General features: G+C 71.3%; 15 protein-coding genes. 8 read left to right on the forward strand and 7 right to left on the reverse strand.

Translation table 11 applies throughout. From position 1 onward, the window contains the following. Positions 1–47 precede the first annotated feature (47 nt). The 3 genes from OG905_RS33940 (at position 48) to OG905_RS33950 (ending at position 7,617) form a co-directional block, all read left to right on the forward strand. Positions 48–1,583, forward strand: coding sequence for a hypothetical protein (locus OG905_RS33940; protein ID WP_328680298.1), 1,536 nt, complete (start codon positions 48–50; stop codon positions 1,581–1,583). 259 nt (positions 1,584–1,842) lie between these two features. Then, entirely contained in the window at positions 1,843–2,772 is a 930-nt protein-coding gene (locus OG905_RS33945) for a hypothetical protein (RefSeq protein ID WP_328680301.1), read from the forward strand. 33 nt (positions 2,773–2,805) lie between these two features. Then, the gene (locus OG905_RS33950; RefSeq protein WP_328680302.1) at positions 2,806–7,617 is read left to right on the forward strand and encodes a hypothetical protein; all 4,812 of its coding nucleotides are present in this window, start codon (positions 2,806–2,808) and stop codon (positions 7,615–7,617) included. A 203-nt stretch (positions 7,618–7,820) separates the two neighbouring features. On the opposite strand, the gene OG905_RS33955 is transcribed toward OG905_RS33950, so the two are convergent. After that, positions 7,821–8,177, reverse strand: coding sequence for a hypothetical protein (locus tag OG905_RS33955; RefSeq protein WP_443044023.1), 357 nt, complete (start codon positions 8,175–8,177; stop codon positions 7,821–7,823). 504 nt (positions 8,178–8,681) lie between these two features. On the opposite strand from OG905_RS33955, the gene OG905_RS33960 reads away from it, so the two are divergent. From OG905_RS33960 to OG905_RS33975, 4 genes are read left to right on the forward strand one after another with little or no spacing between them, the layout of a single operon-like run. Beyond that, positions 8,682–11,498 (forward strand): sensor histidine kinase, encoded by a 2,817-nt coding sequence (locus tag OG905_RS33960; protein WP_328680306.1) that lies wholly within the window; start codon positions 8,682–8,684, stop codon positions 11,496–11,498. Then, a complete protein-coding gene (locus OG905_RS33965; protein ID WP_328680308.1) occupies positions 11,495–11,950 on the forward strand; it encodes a roadblock/LC7 domain-containing protein in 456 nt (151 codons plus the stop codon). Before OG905_RS33960 ends, OG905_RS33965 begins: the two co-directional genes overlap by 4 nt. A gap of 8 nt (positions 11,951–11,958) precedes the next feature. Further along, positions 11,959–12,363, forward strand: coding sequence for a DUF742 domain-containing protein (locus tag OG905_RS33970; RefSeq protein WP_328680311.1), 405 nt, complete (start codon positions 11,959–11,961; stop codon positions 12,361–12,363). Then, complete coding sequence (locus tag OG905_RS33975) at positions 12,344–12,949, forward strand: GTP-binding protein (RefSeq protein ID WP_324985095.1); 606 nt, start codon at positions 12,344–12,346, stop codon at positions 12,947–12,949. Before OG905_RS33970 ends, OG905_RS33975 begins: the two co-directional genes overlap by 20 nt. 254 nt (positions 12,950–13,203) lie before the next feature. Here OG905_RS33975 and glpK read toward each other — a convergent pair whose 3' ends face one another. From glpK to OG905_RS34005, 6 genes are all read right to left on the reverse strand, one after another. Then, complete coding sequence (glpK, locus tag OG905_RS33980; protein WP_328680315.1) at positions 13,204–14,715, reverse strand: glycerol kinase GlpK; 1,512 nt, start codon at positions 14,713–14,715, stop codon at positions 13,204–13,206. Between the two features lie 46 nt (positions 14,716–14,761). Next, the gene (locus OG905_RS33985) at positions 14,762–15,523 is read right to left on the reverse strand and encodes an MIP/aquaporin family protein (protein ID WP_328680316.1); all 762 of its coding nucleotides are present in this window, start codon (positions 15,521–15,523) and stop codon (positions 14,762–14,764) included. A 286-nt stretch (positions 15,524–15,809) separates the two neighbouring features. Beyond that, positions 15,810–17,000, reverse strand: coding sequence for a lipid-transfer protein (locus OG905_RS33990; RefSeq protein ID WP_328680317.1), 1,191 nt, complete (start codon positions 16,998–17,000; stop codon positions 15,810–15,812). Continuing rightward, positions 16,997–17,428: a Zn-ribbon domain-containing OB-fold protein gene (locus OG905_RS33995; RefSeq protein ID WP_328682747.1), complete on the reverse strand. Its 432-nt coding sequence runs from the start codon at positions 17,426–17,428 to the stop codon at positions 16,997–16,999. The genes OG905_RS33990 and OG905_RS33995 overlap by 4 nt, the downstream gene beginning before the upstream one ends. A 66-nt stretch (positions 17,429–17,494) precedes the next feature. Further along, positions 17,495–17,842, reverse strand: a complete 348-nt coding sequence (locus OG905_RS34000; RefSeq protein WP_328680319.1) for a DUF962 domain-containing protein — start codon at positions 17,840–17,842, stop codon at positions 17,495–17,497. Between the two features lie 103 nt (positions 17,843–17,945). Then, positions 17,946–18,716: a M15 family metallopeptidase gene (locus OG905_RS34005; protein ID WP_328680320.1), complete on the reverse strand. Its 771-nt coding sequence runs from the start codon at positions 18,714–18,716 to the stop codon at positions 17,946–17,948. Positions 18,717–18,760: 44 nt separating this feature from the next. Between OG905_RS34005 and OG905_RS34010 the strand changes: the two genes are divergently transcribed. Beyond that, a complete protein-coding gene (locus tag OG905_RS34010; RefSeq protein WP_328682749.1) occupies positions 18,761–19,258 on the forward strand; it encodes an NUDIX domain-containing protein in 498 nt (165 codons plus the stop codon). Positions 19,259–19,739: the final 481 nt, after the last annotated feature.

Genomic DNA, 19,739 nt, shown 5'->3' on the forward strand with positions numbered 1-19,739 from the left:
CTGCGCCGTTTCGACCGTTGTCAGTGCGAGGACCTAATCTGTGCAGCGTGACTTCGCCTGTCTCGACTGCCTCGACGGAATTCGTTCCGCCCCAGCTCAGCGCGGGGCCGCGGCCCGCGCAGGGCCCGGCCGCCGACGAAGGGCTGGCGCGGCGGCTTCGCGCGCTCGCATGCACCGCGCCGTTGCACGACCTCGACACCCGCAAGGCGAATCTCGCGGGGGAGTACACGGTGTACGCGATGGCGGAGGTTGCCCTCGCGGCCATCGACCTCGTCACGCTCAACATGGACTTCGACACCGGTGCCGACCACGACCAGATAGTGGCGAGACTCCTGCCGCGCGTCGCGGCCCAGGCCCCGAGGCGCCCCGTTGCCGAACACGAGCGGGTCGCCCGCTGGGTGCTGGAGAACCTGATCAACGTGGGCAGCGTGGACCGCGGCTTCCGCGCGGTGTACGGCACCTTCGGCCCCGACGGCGTCTACACCCGCCGTGACTACGACTTCAAGCTCATCGAGGAAGTGCCGGGATACGGCGGCAGCGTCTATCTCCGTACGACCGACGAAGCGGTCAACGTCCTGGTCGGCGCGCTCGACACGGACGTCACCAGCGCGCAGATCGCCGCCGAGGTGAAGCTGGAGGTCCTGATCAGCCGGGGCAGGCTCGCCGACGCCCAGCTCGCGGCCGAGCAGGCCAGATACCGGACCGTGCAGTACGCCGAGACGCTGCGCAGGACCCTGGAGGCCACCCGGCGCAATGTGCGCGCCGTCGACTGGCTCAATGCCGTGCCCGACATGATCGCCGAGGCGCTCGACCATGTCGCCGACCGCTACCGCCACGAGAACGCGATCCTGACGAACATCCGCAAGGCACGCGACGAGGCCGAGGACCCCGAGCACAAGCGCCGCGCCGCCGAGCTCGTCGACATAGTCAAGGACTGCATCCGCCGCCACACCCAGCTGCAGTCCCGGCTCCTGGAGGCGGGGCCGCTGTTCCGCGCCGAACAGGACCGCCAGGCCTTCGCCCGCCCCACCGCACGGACCGGACTCGATCTGTACGGCCAGCTTCTCGCCCCGCTGCTGCCGCTCCCCGTCGAGGCGGCGATCCGTGTCACGGACGCGTTCTTCGCCCGCGGGACAGGGCTTCGCACGCCGTCATGCGTTCGGGTCGGCGATCTGGTCGACATGCTGCTCACGCCGCCGGCGGAGCGCGAACACCTGGGCGCGGAGATGCCAGAGCCCGACCTGATCGCCACGCCCGACGACAGCCGCTTCAGCGAGGAGCAGCTGGCGAGCGCGATGGAACTGCTCGACCTGGAACACGACGCGCCGCGCCGCCTCTCCGGCCTGCTCGCCGAGGCGCGCCGCCGCGACCCCGAACTGCCGTACCTGGTCGCCCTGCTGGCCATCCACGCGGCAAGTCCCCCGGTCGGCACGGCCTACCGCCAGGGCGAGGAACGGCTCCTGTTCGCGGTCGACGACGGCACCGAACTGGACGACCCCGAATTCGGCGGCGCGGACCTGATCGTCGGCACGGCCCTGCTGGACGCGGCGGGCATGACGGCGGCCCGCACGGAGGCAGCGTGAACACGACATCCGGGGCTGAATTTCAGACCCCGCCGGGGGCGCTGCCCCCGGACCCCCGCGCCTCAAATGCCGGCGGGGCTGAAGTTCAGCCCGTCCGGCGTTTGAGGACATGCGGCCGAAGGTCGCATACGGGGTCTGGGGCGAAGCCCCCCACGCGGCGGAGCCGCACAATGTCACAGCGGGAAGGGGCGGGTAGGGGAACAGCGCCGCAGGCAACCCGAACCGCACACCAGCAATCCGCAGCAAGGAGCACACTCCAGTGAGTGACGACCACGCACCGACCACCGCGTGGAGCGACCGCGACCGCGACCGCGATCCGACAGGCTCGGCCGAGACCGTCGCATCGCCCGCACCGGCCACCGCCGCCGCCGTCACCCCCGCAGACGCCGCCGACGCCGCCCGCCTCGTCTCCTTCGGGCTGCAGCCCAAACTGCTGCCCGCCCGCGACGCCGAGTACGCCGAACTCCTGCGCCGCTACCGCGAAGACCCCGCCTTCGCCCGGCTCGCCGACGCCGTCGCCACCGGCCTCGGCCTCATCGTCCTCGAAGTCTCCCCGCGCGCGGGGATGGCCGTCGCCGCCGGTGAGGACTCCGTCTTCGCCGTCCGCATGGGCGACTACGCCCGGCGCGCCTCGGCCGACTCCGCGGACCGTTTCCTGCACGGCCTGGCCCATCTCGCCGTCGCCGCCATGGCGTTCCCCCGCCCCGAGGACCTCGCCGACGACGCCTACATCGGCCGCCTCACGGTCAACGGCGTCGACGCCTTCGTACGCCAGGCCTGCCGCCGCCTGGAGGAGCGTGCCGACGCACAGGGAGAGAACACCGACCCGGCCACCGACGCACCCGGCCTGGAGGCGGCCTGGCGGATCTACGCACGGCGCAGCGCCACCGGCGCCACCAAGGACGCGCGCCGACTCGCCGGATCCACCACCGGCATCGTCGGCAAGGCGGTCGCTTTCCTCACCGACTCCGGCTTCCTCCAGCGGACCGGCGACGACGCCGGAGGCGCGTACCGCACCACCGCCCGCTACCAGTTGCAGGTGCGCGACATGGCGGGCAGCGCGGCCATGGCCGAACTGCTCGAACTCGGCGTCGTACCGGTCGGCGACGGCAGCGCCACGCTCCTGCCGCCGCCCGACGCGGACGACCTGGAGCTGGCCGCCGACGCGGGCCTGCCCTTCCACGCCTGATCACCCACCTGCCACTTACGAGAGTCCGCCACCATGTACGAGCTGTCCCGGGTACGCCTCTACTCCATCGGGCCCGCCGGTGCGCGCTATGCCGACACCGTGCTGGACCTGCGCGGAGTCGGCGAGCCCGTGCCCCATCCCGCCCCCGCACAGGCGGAGTTCTTCGAGGAGGAGCCGGTAGGCCCGCCGCGCCGCCCCGCCCCCGCGGGCGTGCTCTTCCTGGAGAACGGCGGCGGCAAGTCCGTACTGCTCAAGCTGATCTTCTCGGTGATGCTGCCCGGCCACCGCAACACCCTCGGCGGCGCCAGCTCCGGCGTGCTGCGCAAGTTCCTCCTCGCCGACGACTGCGGACATGTCGCCCTGGAGTGGCAGCACACGCTCACCGGCGAGCTCGTCGTGGTCGGCAAGGTCAGCGAGTGGCGCGGCCGTCAGGTCTCGGGCGACCCGCGGAAGTTCGCGGAAGCCTGGTATTCGTTCCGCCCTGGCCCCGGGCTCAGCCTTGACTCGCTGCCCGTCGCCGAGTCCACCGCCGTCCGCCGGCCGGTCGAGGGCGCGTCGGGTGCGCAGGGCCGCCGTCGCACGATGAAGGGCTTCAGGGACGCCATCACCGAGGCGGGCAAGGCGTATCCGCACCTCGACGTCTACTGGGAGGAGATCCACGACCGCTGGAACGAGCACCTCGGCGATGTGGGACTCGACCCCGAACTGTTCCGCTACCAGCGGGAGATGAACGCCGACGAGGGCGAGGCGGCCGGTCTCTTCGCCGTCAAGAAGGACTCCGACTTCACCGATCTGCTGCTGCGTGCCGTCACCGACACACGTGACACGGACGGACTCGCCGACCTCGTCAGCAGTTTCGGCAACAAGCTCGGCCGCCGCGCCGAACTGACCGCGGAACGCGACTTCACCGCAGGTTCGGCCGATCTGCTCGGCCGGATCGTCGAGGCGGCCGAAGCGCGGGCCAGGGCGCGGGACATCCACGCGGGCGCCGAGCGCCGTACGCGTACGCTCGCCCGCCGGCTCTCCGCGCGCGCCGCAGGGGAACGGGGGCGTACGGCGGAGCTCGCCCAGCAGGTCACCTCCGCCGCCCACACGGTCACCGAGGCCGAGCAGGCGCGCAGCCGCAGTTCGCTGATCGCCGCCGAACTGGCCTACCGGCACGCCTCGCTGGCGCTGACCGTCGCCGAGAAGAGCGCAGCGGCCCAGCGCCGTGAACTGACCGACGCGCGCACCCTGCACGCCGCCTGGCAGGCGGCGGAGGCCGTACTGCGTCACCGCGCCGCCTCCGACCGTTCCGCACGCGTCGCCGTGGCCATCCGCGAGGCCGAACGGGACGCGGCCCCGGCACTCGCCGCCCGCGCGAGGGCCGCCGCCGACCTCGTCCGCGCGCTGCACTCCGCCGCGGAGGACGGTGAGCGGCTGGCCAACGAGCAGGAGGAGCGTTCCGCTGCGCTCCAGGAGGCGGGCGAAGCAGCCCACCGCGATGCGACGGCCGCGGCCACCGAGGCGCAGCGCGCCCGCAGCGAGATCGGCCATCTGCGGCAGCGGCTGAGCGAAGTCGAGCAGGAGACCGCCGAGGCGGTACGGGCGGGCTGGCTCGACGACACCGCACCGGACGCCGACCCGGCGCGCGCCGCGCTCGCGGCCAGCGACGCGGAGAAGACGGCGGTCGCGGCATGGGACGCGGCACGGGAGGCCGGTCGTACGACGGCGGACCGTGCGAGGGAGGCAGCCGCGGCCGAGTCCCGTGCCGAACTCGCGGCGGCCCGCGCCTCGGACGCGGCGCTTGCGGCGGAGGGCGCCTACGAGGCGGAGCGCCGTGCCGCACAGTCGATCGCCCAGGACGAACGCCTGGCGGAGCTGCTGAGCCTGCCGCCGACGGTGCACGCGGCGGTGCCTTCACCGCGGCGTGGCGCCGGCGTGGACCCGTCGCAGAACGGGACCGACAGGGCGCGTGGCGCGTCCGGTGGCCCGCTCTTCGGCTCCAATGCGGGAGGCGACGCCGCATCGGGTGGGGCCGCGGACACCGGGCGTGGCCTGTCCGACGACGGCCGCCCCGCCACACCCCTGCGTGCCACCGATGGGCCTCTCACCGCCGAGGAGTTGGACGGCTACGCCGACGAGCTGCGCGAGCTGCTCGACCAGTACGTCGCCTCAGCCGAGCGGCAGCTCTTCGATCTGCGTACCGCCGCGGCCGACGACGCCCGCATCCTGGGCGCGCTCGGCGACGGCGGGCTGCTGCCGCCGGGGCCCGACGTCCTCGCGACCGTCGAGTACCTCGGCGAGCACGGCGTCCCCGCCCTTCCCGGCTGGCGCTATCTTGCGCAGGCCGTCGACCCGGCCGACCACGCAGCGGTCCTCGCCGCGCGCCCCGAGCTGGTCGACGGCGTGGTGATCACCGACCCCGCCTCGCACGCCCGCGCACGCGAAGTCCTGACCGGGGCCGCGCTGTTGCCCCGCTCGACCGTCGCCGTCGGAACGGCAGCCGCGCTGCTCGCACCCGTGCCCGGTCCAGGCACCGGTGTCAGCGGGGACGGGGACGTGTTCCTCGTACCGCCGAACCCGGCCATGCACGACGAGCACGCAGCCGACGAGGAGCGCCAGGCGCTACGGGCCCGGGCGACCGCGCGGGACGAGGAGATCCGCGCGCTCGCGGCCCGGCTCGCGGGGGACCGTTCGATCGCCGCCCGGCTCGGCTCGTGGCGCGCGGACTGCCCGCCCGGCATGCTCGCCGAGCTCGCGCAGGGTGCGCAGAGCGCCCGCGAGGCCGCAGAGGAGGCGCAGGAGGCGCTGGCCGAGGCCCGCACCGCACGCGCCGAGGCGGACGAGGCGGCCGCCGACGCCGCCCGTGTGCGCGACGAGCGCCAGGAGGCTGCCCAGCGAGCCCGCCGTGCCGCCGACGCACTCGCGGGCCTGGCCTTCCGGCTGCGTGAGCGCGCGGGCTGGCAGGTGAAACTGCGCGAACTCGCCGACGACGCGGCCGAGTCCGAGGCCCGGGCCACGACCTGCCTGGAGCGGGCCAAGGCCGCCGACGAGGACCGCCGTGCCGCCCAGCGCGCGGGAGACGACGCACGCCGCACCGCCCGCGCGCTGCGCGCCGAGCGGGCCGAGATCGCCGGGGCTCCCGAGAATCTGCCGGAGGCCGACGAGGACACCCCGCACGCCGCGCTGCCCGCCCTGCGCGAGGCCTACCGCGCCGCCTCCCAGCTGTACGAGAAGGTCGGCGTCGGCGCCGACCTGCGCGCCGAGCAGGCCCGCGCGGAGAGTGACGAGAGCGCCGCCCTGGCCGAGCTCGACCGGCTCACCAACAAGGTCCGCACCCGGGCCGCCCAGCTCCTTCAGAGCACGGACGGCGCCGACGGTCCCTCCCGCCAGGCGGCGGCAGCCCGCGCCGAGTCGCTCGTACAGATGCTGGAGTCGCGCGCCTCGGAAGCCAGCGAGAAGCTGGGCCGGCTGCGCGGCGAGGCCGAGCGGCTGGCCCCCGCCGACGGCGAGTCGCACACCGGACTCCCGGACGATCTGATCCCGGCCGACGCCGAGCAGGCGCAGGCCCTGCTGCGTACCGCGACGGGCGAACTGGGGTCGCGCACCGACGCGTTGGAGACGGCCCGGGGCGCGCACGCCGCCCTGCTCCAGGCCCACCGGGCAGCCGAGGACGCGGCCGGCGGCTTCGACGAGACCGCCGCGCTGCTGCGGGACCTGCTGCGGGAGCAGCACGACGAGGAGCCGCCGGACGCGCCCGAGCCGTACCCGGGCAGCCTGGAGGAGGCCCGGCACTCCGCCGCGGAGGCCCGGCGCTCACTGCGCGGCTGCGCCACCGACCTGTCCGCCGCCGAGGCGGCCGTGCGGGAAGCGAGCGACATTCTCGTACGGCACGCCAACTCCACCCGGTACGAGCAGGTACGCACTCCCGCGCGCCAGCAGATCCGGGAACTGCCTGCCGCCGCGCTGCCCGAGCACGCCGCCAAGTGGGCGGAGGCGTTCGCGCCCCGGCTGCGCGTACTGACCGACGAGCTGGAGCAGCTGGAGCGCAACCGCGACACCATCGTCGACCGGCTGCGCGGTCTGGTGGACTCCGCGCTGACGACGCTCCGCTCGGCACAGCGGCTCTCCCGGCTTCCCGAGGGCCTGGGCGAGTGGTCCGGACAGGAGTTCCTGCGCATCCGCTTCGAGGAGCCGGATCAGGCGACACTCGCCGAGCGGCTCGGCGAGGTCATCGACGAGGCGACCCGTGCGGCGGTGAAGAAGAACGCCGCGGCGGCCTACGGAGAGGGTCGACGGGACGGAATGTCCCTGCTGCTGCGCGGCGTTCAGGCGGCACTTCAGCCCAAGGGCGTCGCCGTCGAGATCCTCAAGCCGGACGCGGTGCTGCGTGCCGAGCGGGTCCCGGTGGGGCAGATGGGCGACGTCTTCTCCGGCGGCCAGCTGCTCACCGCGGCCATCGCCCTCTACTGCACGATGGCCGCGCTGCGCAGCAACGACCGCGGCAGGGACAAGCATCGGCATGCCGGCACGCTCTTCCTGGACAATCCCATCGGCCGCGCCAATGCGACGTATCTGCTGGAACTCCAGCGGGCGGTCTCCGATGCGCTGGGCGTCCAATTGCTCTATACGACAGGGCTCTTCGACACCACGGCTCTCGCCGAATTCCCGCTGGTCATCCGGCTGCGCAATGACGCGGATCTGCGCGCGGGCCTGAAGTACATCAGTGTCGAGGAACATCTGCGCCCGGGTCTGCCGCAACAGGACCCCTCGGGCGAGACGGTCCACGGCGAAATCACGGCGACGCGCATGTTCAAACGAACCCCGGCGTCACCGGAGCCCGCTGCAGCGGACAGGACCTAGGTCGTGTCTTCAAAGTCCCGTCTGCCTGGCGACGCCTGGCACGCACGCTCGCTGCGTTGTCGTCAGTCGCCGACGCTCCGCGTGGGCTCTTTCCTCCGCCTTGCGATCGCACGCACCAGACGCCGTCAGGCCCGCCCTTCGGGCGGACGACGCTACTTTGAAGACACTCCCTAGGGCCTGATCCAAACGACAGGCCCCAGGCGTCAGGCTCGTCCGGCCATTGAGGACCGGGGTCTGGCGCCGCGCCCCGGTTGCCGCTGCGCCGCCCGCGCCGTCCGGCGCGCGCGGCGGCGCTCACGGCGCAGCTGACGCGCCGTGCTGCTCGGCACCGACACGACCCCGTGGCGCTGGTTCCAGACCTGGCGGGTCACCCACACGTCCAGCACCGCCCAGGTCGCCAGGACCGTGCTGCCGACGCTGCTGAGCACCATCGGAAAGGCCAGCCACGACCCGGCCAGCGTGCAGAGAAACGCGATCATTCCCTGAATCAACGTCAGCGAGGCGATGATGACCGCGCGCACCGCTGCCGTACGGACCGGATCGGCCATGCGCCGTCGCACCGCCGGCTCCTCCACCCAGAGTTGCCGCGGGACATTCGTACAACTCGCCGCCCGAACCCCGACGCGACGCTCGTCCGTGTCCATGGACCCTGTCACTCCCCACCTCTGTCCGACTTCAGGGTGGCTGCCCGGATTCCGCTGCTTTACTCCGGCCGCCGCATCGACTGAGGGCCGGAGCCGAACCGAATGCGATGTGCCCGCGCTACCCGCGAACCCCCGTGCCCCCCGTACAGAATGACGATTGACCAGGCCCGATGATTCCCGTGGAGCGAAGAATTCCAGCCATCTCCCACCGTCCGAAAGATGACGTGCCGCCAGGTGTGGTCCGACACCGCGGGGAATGCCATCTCCCCGAATACCAGGACAACTCATGATCAACGCGTCTGCCGTAGGCCGAAAATCGTCCGGACGTGCCTTCGAGTTGTCTGTGTGACAGTAGTAGGCTCGCGCCGTTTGTTGACGGAACACCACCCGCACCGGGCGGGGGTTGAGCAGGGGGAGGCCATGCGCTTTCGCGGGAAGTCCATCCGCCGGAAGATCGTGGCGTTGTTGCTGGTGCCGCTTGTCTCCCTGACCGCCCTCTGGGGCTTCGCCACCGTACTGACCGGTCGGGAGGCCAGCGAACTCCTGGACGTCACCTCCGTCGTCAAGGAAGTCGGGTATCCGGTGGCGGACGCTCTCGGCGACGTTCAGAAGGAACGCCGCCAGACGCTCATCTACCTTGCGGACCAACGTGCTTCCGACGCCCTGCCCGCCCTGCGCCGCCAGCGCCAGGCCACCGACAAGGCCATCGCCAAGATCACGGCGAACATGAACAAGTCCGGCGTCCGCGACCACATGCGGCCCGACACCCGCGAGGAACTGCGCTCGCTCGTCGAGGGCCTCGACGGACTGAGCGCCCTGCGCCGTTCGGTCGAGACGGGCACCATCTCCCGCAAGCAGGCGCTCGACTTCTACAACCGCATCATCGATCCCGGCTTCAGCTTCCTGACGACGCTCCACGCCCTCAGCGACGTCGAGCTGGAACGCCAGGGCCGCGCTCTCGTCGGTCTCGTCCGCGCAGCGGAAATGCTCTCCCGCGAGGATGCCCTGATCGACTCCGCGCTGACCACGGGCCAAATCACTGCCGAAGAGATCCGCGCGCTCTCCGACTTCATCGCGAACCGCAAGCTGTACTACGAGACCAATCTCGAGGTCCTGCCCGCCGACGAGCGCGAGATCTACGAGCAGTACTGGCGCAGCCCCGAGACGGCACCCCTGCGCGACGTCGAAGAGCGCCTGATCTCCGTGGGCGCCACCAAGAAGACGGGCGCCTCCGAAGCCGGGCGCTGGCAGGCCGCGGCCACACCTGTCCTCGACGACCTCGCCCGCGAGGCAAAGGAAGCGGGCGTCCGCTACGAGGACCGCGTCGAGCCCGCCGCGTACAGCGTCTTCGTCAAAGCGGGCGTCGCCGGTGTCCTCGGCTTCCTCGCGCTCCTCGTTTCCGTCATCGTCTCCGTACGCATCGGCCGTGACCTCGTCCGCGACATCTCCCGCCTCCGTAAGGAGGCCCACGAGGTCTCCGGCGTGCGGCTGCCCAGCGTGATGCGCCGGCTCGCCTCCGGTGAACATGTGGACGTCGAGACCGAGGCACCGCGACTCGAATACGACAAGGACGAGATCGGGCAGGCCGGCCAGGCGCTCAACACCCTTCAGCGGGCCGCCGTCGAGGCCGCCGTCCGGCAGGCCGACATGCGGCGCGGAGTCTCCGACGTCTTCGTCAACCTGGCCCGCCGCAACCAGGTTCTGCTGCACCGCCAGCTCACGCTCCTCGACACCATGGAGCGCCGCACCGAGGACACCGAGGAACTCGCGGACCTGTTCCGCCTGGACCACCTCACCACCCGTATGCGCAGGCACGCCGAGGGCCTCGTGATCCTTTCCGGCGCGGCCCCCTCGCGCCAGTGGCGCAAGCCGATCCAGCTGATGGACGTCGTACGGGCCGCGGTCGCCGAGGTCGAGGACTACGAGCGCATCGAGGTGCGCAGGCTTCCGCGCATCGGCGTCGGCGGCCCCGCGGTCGCCGACCTCACCCACCTGATTGCCGAACTCCTGGAGAACGCCACGGTGTTCTCGCCCCCGCACACCGGGGTCCAGGTCCACGGCGAACGGGTCGCCAACGGCTTCACCCTCGAAATCCACGACCGCGGTCTCGGCATGGCCCCCGAGATGCTGCTCGACGCCAATCTGCGGCTCGCGGAGACCCCCGAGTTCGAACTCTCGGACACCGACCGGCTCGGCCTGTTCGTCGTCAGCCGGCTCGCCCAGCGCCAGAACGTCCGGGTCTCGCTGCAGCCTTCGCCGTACGGAGGGACCACCGCGGTCGTCTTCATCCCCGCGGCCCTGCTCACCGAGGCCCCCGAGACCCAGGGCACCGGCTTCCGCCTCGACCGCAAGAGCGAGAGCCCGGCCGGACGGCGCGGCAGCGACGGCACATTCTCGGCGCTCGCCAAGGCCCCCACCGGCCTGGGCGGCTCCCCGTTGCTCGACGGGCCCGTCGAACTGGAGGCGCCGGTCGGCTCGTTGGGCTTCGACGACCGCCCGGTCCGCGGCGGTATGGACTCCGTCGCCGACATCGAGGACACCGAGAGCGAGCGCGGCGGGATCTTCCGCGCCCGCGCTGGCCGCGACCGCCGGGCCGCGACCGCCGACGAGCAGCACCAGCAGGCGCTGGACCCGACGCCCGAGCGCAACTCCGGCCCGGTGCCGCTGCCCCGCCGCAAGCCGCCGACCCTGGTCACCGACCACGGCCGCAGGGTGGACGAGCGGGGCCGCACCCACCCGGCTCCCGCCCGCGAGCCCGGGAGCGCCGCCGAGCAGCCGCTCGCGCCCGCTCCCGAGCCGTGGCAGGTCCCCGGCCCGCGCCAGGGTCCAGGGTCCCGCCAGCTTCCCGAGCCGCGCCAGGGGCCATGGCCCGCACCCGCCCCGGCCGCACCGGCGCCCGTACCCCGACTTGGTGCCGCACCTTCGCCTTCGCCGCGATCCACCCCGCAGCCCGCTGCCGAAACGGCCCCGCGGCCGGACGGCCTGCCCCGTCGCGTCCGCCAGGCCAGCCTCGCCCACCAGCTCAGGGAGTCGGCCGCCGACCGGCAGCCGCCGGCCCCGGTCGCGGGAGGAGACGTCGAGCGGGACGCGGAGCAAGTTCGCAGCCGGATGGCTTCCATGCAACGAGGGTGGCAGCGAGGCCGCCGCCACAACGCCGAAGAGGCCGGACACTCCGACCAGGCCACCGGCCCCGGCGAGACCGCACCACGAACGACATCTGAGGGGGACGGTCGATGACCGCACCACATGCCGCAGCAATCAACTCCATGGCCGCCAGGCCGACCACACAGGGGGCGGGCGAGCTCAACTGGCTGCTCGACGAGCTGGTCGACCGCGTCGCCAGCATCCGCAAGGCCCTGGTGCTCTCCGGCGACGGCCTGGCAACCGGCACCTCGCGGGATCTCACCCGCGAGGACAGTGAGCATCTCGCCGCCGTCGCCTCCGGTTTCCACAGTCTGGCCAAGGGAGTCGGCCGCCACTTCGAGGCGGGCCGGGTCCGTCAGACCGTCGTCGAGCTGGACGAGGCGTTCCTGTTCGTCACGGCCGCGGGCGACGGCAGCTGTCTGGCCGTGCTCACCGACGCGGACTCCGACGTCGGCCTGGTGGCGTACGAAATGACGCTCATGGTCAAGCGGGTCGGCGTCCACCTGTCCACCGCTCCACGGACCGGTCAGACCGCCGGAGGGTGAGGGCCGGCATGAGTGAATCGGCTCAGTACGCAACCGACCCGCACCATTTCTTCGACGCCGACGCAGGCCCGGTTGTCCGTCCGTACGCCATGACCCGCGGCCGGACGAGCAGCAAGACCCGCCATCGGCTCGATCTGATCGCCCTTGTCGTTCCGGAGGTCGCGGCAGAGGACCCCGGCCGCGACCAGCTGCTCTCGCCGGAGCATGTCGAGATCGTCGAACGCTGCGGCGACACGCCTCAGTCGATCGCCGAACTCGCGGCCACCCTCGACATCCCCGTAGGGGTGGTCCGCGTCCTGGTCGGCGATCTCGTCGAGGACGCCCTGGTGCATGTAACCCGTCCCGTTCCGCCGGCCGAGCTGCCGGATGTGAGCATTCTCCGCGAGGTGATCAATGGTCTTCGGGCGCTCTAGCCGCCGAACGCCGCCCATCGAGCCGGTCACGCTGAAACTCCTGGTCGCGGGTGGATTCGGCGTCGGCAAGACGACACTGGTGGGCGCGGTCAGTGAGATCAGACCGCTGCGCACCGAGGAGACGCTGAGCGAGGTGGGCCGTCCCGTCGACGACACCGAGGGCGTCGAGAGCAAGACGACCACGACCGTCGCGATGGACTTCGGGCGCATCACGCTCCGCGAGGACCTGGTGCTCTACATCTTCGGCACACCGGGTCAGGACCGCTTCTGGTTCCTCTGGGACGAGTTGGCACAGGGCGCGCTCGGCGCGGTCGTCCTCGCCGACACGCGCCGCCTGGAGGACTCCTTCGCGGCCATCGACTATTTCGAGCGCCGCGGCATTCCGTTCACCGTCGCGGTCAACTGCTTCGAAGGGGCAGGGCGTTTTCCCGGCGAGGCGGTACGGTCGGCGCTCGACCTCGACCCCGAGGTGCCGCTGCTGATGTGCGACGCGCGCGAGCGCGAGTCCGTCAAGGAGGTGCTGGTGGCGGTGGTCGAGCACGCACTGACCCGCGCCGACCGGCAGCGCGAGCACGCCACGACCTGACGCGGACAGCACGGCAGGACACGGCCCGTACCCCCACCGACAGGGGTACGGGCCGTGGGTCTTGGGGGACCGCGGGCGGTTACGGGAGGGGGCCAGGGGGTGTCTTTCGGATCTTGCCGGGCTCGCGTGCCCTGGCCCGGCACCTCGCTGCGTTGTCGTCAGTCGCCTACGCTCCGCGTCGGCTCCATCCTCCGCCTTGCGAGGCACCACGCCAGACCCCGCTCACTGATCCGGCCTGATCCAAAAGCCACCCCCTACGCCCCGTCCTCCTCGTGCCAGCCGAAGCTGCGCTCCACCGCCTTGCGCCAGTTGCCGTACTCGCGCTCGCGGTCCTGCGCCTCCATCCGCGGCGACCACTCCACGTCCCGCTGCCAGTGCGCCTTCAGCTCGTCGAGGTCCGACCAGACGCCGGTCGCCAGCCCCGCCGCGTACGCGGCACCCAGACAGGTCGTCTCGGACACCTTCGGGCGGATCACCGGCACCCCCAGCACATCCGCCTGATGCTGCATCAGCAGGTTGTTGGAGGTCATGCCGCCGTCCACCTTGAGCGTGGTGATCTGCACCCCGGAGTCCTGGTACATCGCGTCGACGACCTCACGCGTCTGCCAGCTCGTCGCCTCCAGCACCGCGCGCGCCAGATGTGCCTTGGTGACATACCGCGTCAGGCCGGTGATGACACCGCGCGCGTCGGAGCGCCAGTACGGGGCGAACAGCCCCGAGAAGGCGGGCACGATGTACGCCCCGCCGTTGTCGTCCACGCTCGCCGCCAGCGTCTCGATCTCGTCCGCGCTGCGGATGATGCCGAGCTGGTCCCGGAACCACTGCACCAGCGCGCCGGTGATCGCGATCGACCCCTCCAGGCAGTACACCGGCGCCTCGTCGCCGATCTTGTACCCGAGTGTCGTGATCAGCCCGCTCTTCGACGGCACGGGCCGGCTGCCGGTGTTCAGCAGCAGGAAACTGCCGGTGCCGTAGGTGTTCTTGGCCGTTCCCGTGTCGTAGCAGGCCTGCCCGAAGATCGCCGCCTGCTGGTCGCCGAGCGCGGATGCCACCGGCACGCCCGAGAGCTGGCCGACAGCGTTCCCGTACACCTGGGCCGAGGACTTGATCTCCGGGAGCATCACCTGCGGCACATTCATCGCCGACAGGATGGCCGGATCCCATTCGAGGGTCTGCAGATTCATCAGCATCGTGCGCGACGCGTTGGTCACATCGGTGACATGGACGCCGCCCTCGGTGCCGCCCGTGAGGTTCCAGATCAGCCAGGAGTCGATGGTGCCGAAGGCGATCTCGCCGCGCTCGGCCCGGCTGCGCAGCCCGGGCACATTGTCCAGCAGCCAGGCCGCCTTGGGCCCGGAGAAGTAGCTCGCGAGCGGCAGCCCGGTCGCATCGCGGAAGCGGTCCTGCCCGTCCGTGGCGCCCAGTTCGTTGCAGAGCGCGGAGGTACGGGTGTCCTGCCAGACGATCGCGTTGTGCACGGGCTTGCCGGTCGCCCGGTCCCACAGGACCGTGGTCTCCCGCTGGTTGGTGATCCCGAGCGCGCTGAGCTGTTCGGCGCGCAGCCCTGCCTTGGCGATCGCCCCGGCCACCACCGCCTGCACCTTGGACCAGATCTCGGTGGCGTCGTGCTCCACCCAGCCGGGCTTGGGGAAGATCTGACGGTGCTCACGCTGGTCGACGGCGACGATCGCGCCGTCCTGGTTGAAGATGATGCAGCGGCTGGACGTGGTGCCCTGATCGATTGCGGCGACGAACTTGTCCGTCATGACTTCCCCTTGTCAATGAGGCCCGCAAGGCCTGGAACTGGAAGGCCTAGAAGGCGGCGTTGAAGATGAGGCCGGCCAGCAGCCCGCCGATCGCGGGTCCGGCAACCGGCACCCAGGCGTAACCCCAGTCCGATGTGCCCTTGTTGGGGATCGGCAGCAGCGCGTGGGTGATGCGCGGTCCGAGGTCACGTGCCGGGTTGATGGCGTAACCGGTCGGCCCGCCGAGCGACAGACCGATGCCGACGACCAGCAGCGACACCAGAAGGATGGAGATGCCGGAGCCGTAGATGCCGGCGTCCTGCCCGGGTATCTGGCCGACGCCGATACCGTCGTTCCTGCCGAAGGCGAGTATCGGCAGCACCAGGCCGATCGTCGCGATGATCTCGGTCATCATGTTGGCGACGGGACTGCGGATCTCCGGTCCCGTCGAGAAGATCCCGAGCGTGGGCAGGGCGTTCTTTTCGTCGGCGTTGGCCTGGAACTGCGCGAAGTAGACGAGATAGGCGAGTACGGCGCCGAGGATCGCGCCGACCATCTGCGCCAGGATGTAGAGCGGGACCTTGCTCCACTCCCCGGTGTCGACGGCGACCCCCAGGGTCACGGCGGGATTGAGATGCCCTCCGGACAGCGGCGCGGCGGTGTACGCCCCCGCCAGCACGCCGAAGCCCCAGCCGAAGGCGATGACGACCCAGCCCGAAGCCCTGGCCTTGGAATGAGGGAGGGTGACGGCGGCGCAGACACCGGCGCCGAAGAGGATGAGTATCGCGGTGCCGATGACCTCACCGAGGAAAATGTCTCCATTGCTCATGGCGGCTCCTAGGCTTCGCCCGGGGCCCGGCCCCGGTCCTGCGTGCAGGGTGCGTGCTCCATGGCGTGCCATGGCTACGGGCAGGAGGCAGGGGAGTCCCGTACCCCGCCCGGCGTCCTTGACGAGCGTGGTGAGCGTGCCGAAGTGCGGCGATGCCGACGAAGAGGCAGTGTTCACCGGCGGTGACGGACCGTCAAGGTCGTTGACAGCAAGCGCAGTTCACAGCCGGTGTGTTGACACGGTAGCGGGGAACGTAAGGCGGCGGGAGTATTCCTCGGCACTCAGCTCAGCGCACGGCGACGACGGCCGAGCCATGGCCGAACAGCCCCTGGTTCGCGGTGATTCCGGTGCGCGCGCCCGGCACCTGGCGCTCTCCGGCGGCCCCGCGAAGTTGCCAGGTCAGCTCACACACCTGCGCGATGGCCTGGGCGGGCACCGCCTCGCCGAAGGACGCGAGCCCGCCGCTGACATTGACCGGAATACGCCCACCGAGCGCGGTGGCGCCCTCGCGTACCAGCTTGGCGCCCTCGCCCGACCCGCACAGGCCGATGTCCTCGTACCACTCCAGCTCCAGGGCGGTGGAGAGGTCGTACACCTCGGCAAGCGACAGGTCGTCGGGACCGATGCCGGCTTCCTCGTACGCGGCCCGGGCGATGGACGCCCGGAAGGTGTGCGGGAAGGGATCGACGGCGGCCGCCGAGTCGGTCGCGATGTCAGGGAGATCGAGCACGGTCCTCGGATAGGTCGGGGTGACGGTCGATACGGCGCGGATACGCACCGGATCACTGACCCCGTGCCGCCGCGCGAAGTCCATGCCGGACAGCACCAGCGCGGCCGCGCCGTCGGAGGTCGCGCAGATGTCGAGCAGCCGCAGCGGATCGGCGACGACCGCGGACGCGGCGACATCCTCGGCCGAAACGGTCTTGCGGTAGCGGGCGTTGGGGTTCAGCGCCCCGGCTGCCGCGTTCTTGACCTTGACCAGCGCGAAGTCCTCGGGGGAATCGCCGTACAAGGCCATGCGGCGCCGTGCGTAGAGCCCGAAGTAGGCGGGGTTGGTGGCGCCGAGCACCCGGAAGCGCACCCAGTCGGGATCGTCGGGCCGATCGCCGCCCGCCGGCGCGAAGAAACCCTTCGGCGCCGAGTCCGCGCCGACCACCAGCACGACGTCGGCCATGCCCGCCAGGATCTGGGACCGCGCGGTGTTGATCGCCTGAGCGCCCGAGGCGCAGGCGGCGTAGACGCTGGTGACGCGTGCGCCCTGCCAGCCCAGCGCCTGTGCGAACGTCGCGCCCGCCACGTAACCGGGATAGCCGCAGCGCACGGTGTCCGCGCCGACCACCGACTGCACCTGCCGCCAGTCGATCCCGGCGTCGGCGAGCGCGGCCCTGGCTGCGACCGTGCCGTACTCCACGAAGCTGCGGCCCCATTTGCCCCACGGGTGCATGCCGGCCCCGAGGACCGCCACGTCGCCGGTCATGACGCCGCCCCCACGGGCCGCCAGTGCCAGGTCGTCCAGACCGTGTGGGGGGTTTCGTCGAGCACTCCGGGTACGACCTCGACCTCCATGCCGACCGAGAGGTCACCGACGGACACACCCGGCACCGCCTGCCCGAGAACGACCATGCGCTCGGCCTCCAGCTCGACGGCCAGGAGGGTGTACGGCTCCCATTCCGTGTCCGGGTCGGAGACATAGGGCGCCGGCGGTCGGTAGCGCCCGTCCGTGTAGGACCACACCCGTCCGCGCTTGGACAGGGGGACCTCCGTCAACTCCCCGCCCTCGCAGGCCGGGTTGCGGCAGAAGGTGTCCTCGCGCGGGAAGAAGACCGACGTACAGGCGGCACAGCGGGTGCCGAGCAGCCGGAAGTCCTCCTCACCGCTGTCCTGTGTGAACCATCCGGCCACCACGGGCGTGCGCGTCACGGTTCCTCCCCGGCCCAGCAATCTGACGGAACGTCAGAAGTGTGCCACGGGTCAGCGGTTCGCAGCGAGCCACTTGGCGGCGATCTCGGCCAGCTCGCCGTCCCTGCCCGCCAGCATCATCCGGATCATCTGCATGTCGCCGCGCAGTGACCAGGCCGGATGCCCGAAGGTCGCGGGGTTGTTCTTCTCGATGAGGAAATGCGCGGGCCAGGCCGTCCCGTATCCGATGAGCGGCAGCGCGGCCGCATACCGTTTCCGGCCGCGCGCCAGCCCGTACGCGCTGATCGCGAGACCGGTGAGTGTGCCGGTCAGATGCACCCAGCGGGTGGCTGCCTTGGAGTGCATGGCGACGTAATACGGCCAGAACTCCTCGTACGAATCGAATGTCTGCTGCGTCATAGCCGCACCGTATTCCTTCCGCGGAGAACCGGATACGGCCCGGCCGCGTCCGACATCAGTGAACGGGCGGCCGGAGCCTACGGGGGTGGTCCCGGCCGCCCGTTCACTGATGTCGAGCGACCGGGAAGTCGAAGAAGGTGTCCGGGAAGGGCTCCGGCCTGAAGGTGAAGTGCCACCACTCCTGCGGCAGATTCACAAAGCCTTCGGCGCTCAAGGTGTCCTTCAGAAACTGCCGGTTGGCGCGCCGCTCGCCCTGGATTCTGGGGTCGTCGGTGTGCGACAGCGTGTCGAAGCAGTCGAATCCGGTCCCCATGTCGACGGAATTGTCCGGGAAGCGCTCGGACTGGGGCGCGAAGCAGGGGACGAGAGGCTCACCGGGGACATACGGCCTGGTCGGGAGAGCGGGCAGTTTAACGACGGTGAGATCGACGGTGCTGCCGCGGCTGTGCCCTGACTTCTCCGCGATGTAACCGTCGGCGAACAGCCTCGACTTGTCGACCTGTGGATAGAACTCCTTCTTCATGGCCTCGTCATCGAGGTCCTTGGCCCACCGTACGAAGTGGTCGACGGCCCGCTGGGGCCGGTAGCAGTCGTACACCTTCAGCGAATAGCCCTGCCGCAGCAGCTTCGACTGCGCCCGGTGCAGGGCTCGCGCGGCGGGCCGGGTGACGATGCAGAGCGGCTGCTGATAGCCGTCGACGGGCGCGCCCACGAAGTTGTGACGGCTCGTGTAGCGCATCTCCTGGATGATCGTCGCGTCGACGGAGCGCAGTGCCACGAACTCCCTGGGCGCCGTCGGATCGGCCCCGGCGTGCGCGGAAAGCGCGGCGGCCGCCACGACAAGGGTGCGGAAAGCGGAAGCAAGTCCAGTCATGGGCAGACGCTTTACCAGTGATCGGATACAGTCCGCGCGTGTCCATGGACTCCCACTGCGGCAACTGCGGGGCACCGTACGGCTCCCTGACCCGCTGGCCCCGCACCTGCCCGACCTGCGGCGAGACGGCCTACCGCAACCCGCTGCCGGTCGCCGTCGCGCTGCTGCCCGCGTACGACGCGGACGGAACCGGGCTCGTCGTCATCACCCGCACGATCGACCCGGGGCGGGGCGGCATCGCGCTGCCGGGCGGCTATATCGACCTCGGCGAGGACTGGCAGCAGGCGGTCGTCCGGGAGCTGTCGGAGGAAACCGGCATCGAGGTCCCCCGCGAAGACGTCCGCCTCGCAGACGCACTCAGCGCCCCGGACGGCCATCTGCTCCTGTTCGGCCTCCTGCCACCGCGCGCGGTGGAGTCCTTTCCACCACCGGCCCCGACCCCGGAGACGACGGGCTGGCACGTGCTCCACGAGCCGACGGAGCTGACGTTCCCGCTGCACACGATCGCGGTCCGAAACTGGTTCGTGGGCACGTACGCCTAGGGCGTTTTTGAGAAGTAGCGCCGTCCGCCCGCAGGGCGGGCCCCGCGGCGTCTGGTGCGTGCAATCGCACGGCGGAGGATCGCCCTCGTACTGGACGTACTTGGGCGACTCCGACAACACCGCGAGTGTGCGTGCCAGGCGTCGCGGGGTGGGGGTACCTCCCAGGCGAAGCTCTGGGGGAGCGACTTCTAAAACACGCCCTAGGTGGCGTCGGCGGTGGCTGCCGGTGGTGTGTCTCGCGCGGCGCACCCCGGCGGCCTGCACCCGTACCGTTCCGGTGGGGAGGGGTCGTGCAGGGTCGTCCCCGCGTTTCCAGCGTCCGTGGTGAGCGTGGGCCGGGGGGCGTTGGTGGTTGCTGTCCGGTGGGTGGTTTCGCGGGCGAACCCCCGATTGGCGGCCAACGCCGGGTGCCCTTGCGAACCCCTCATTGCCGCCGACGCCGAGGAGTCGAGCCCGTAGGGGACCCGGAACCCGGACCGTA

The organism is Streptomyces sp. NBC_00322, from assembly GCF_036147535.1.
GTDB lineage: Bacteria > Actinomycetota > Actinomycetes > Streptomycetales > Streptomycetaceae > Streptomyces.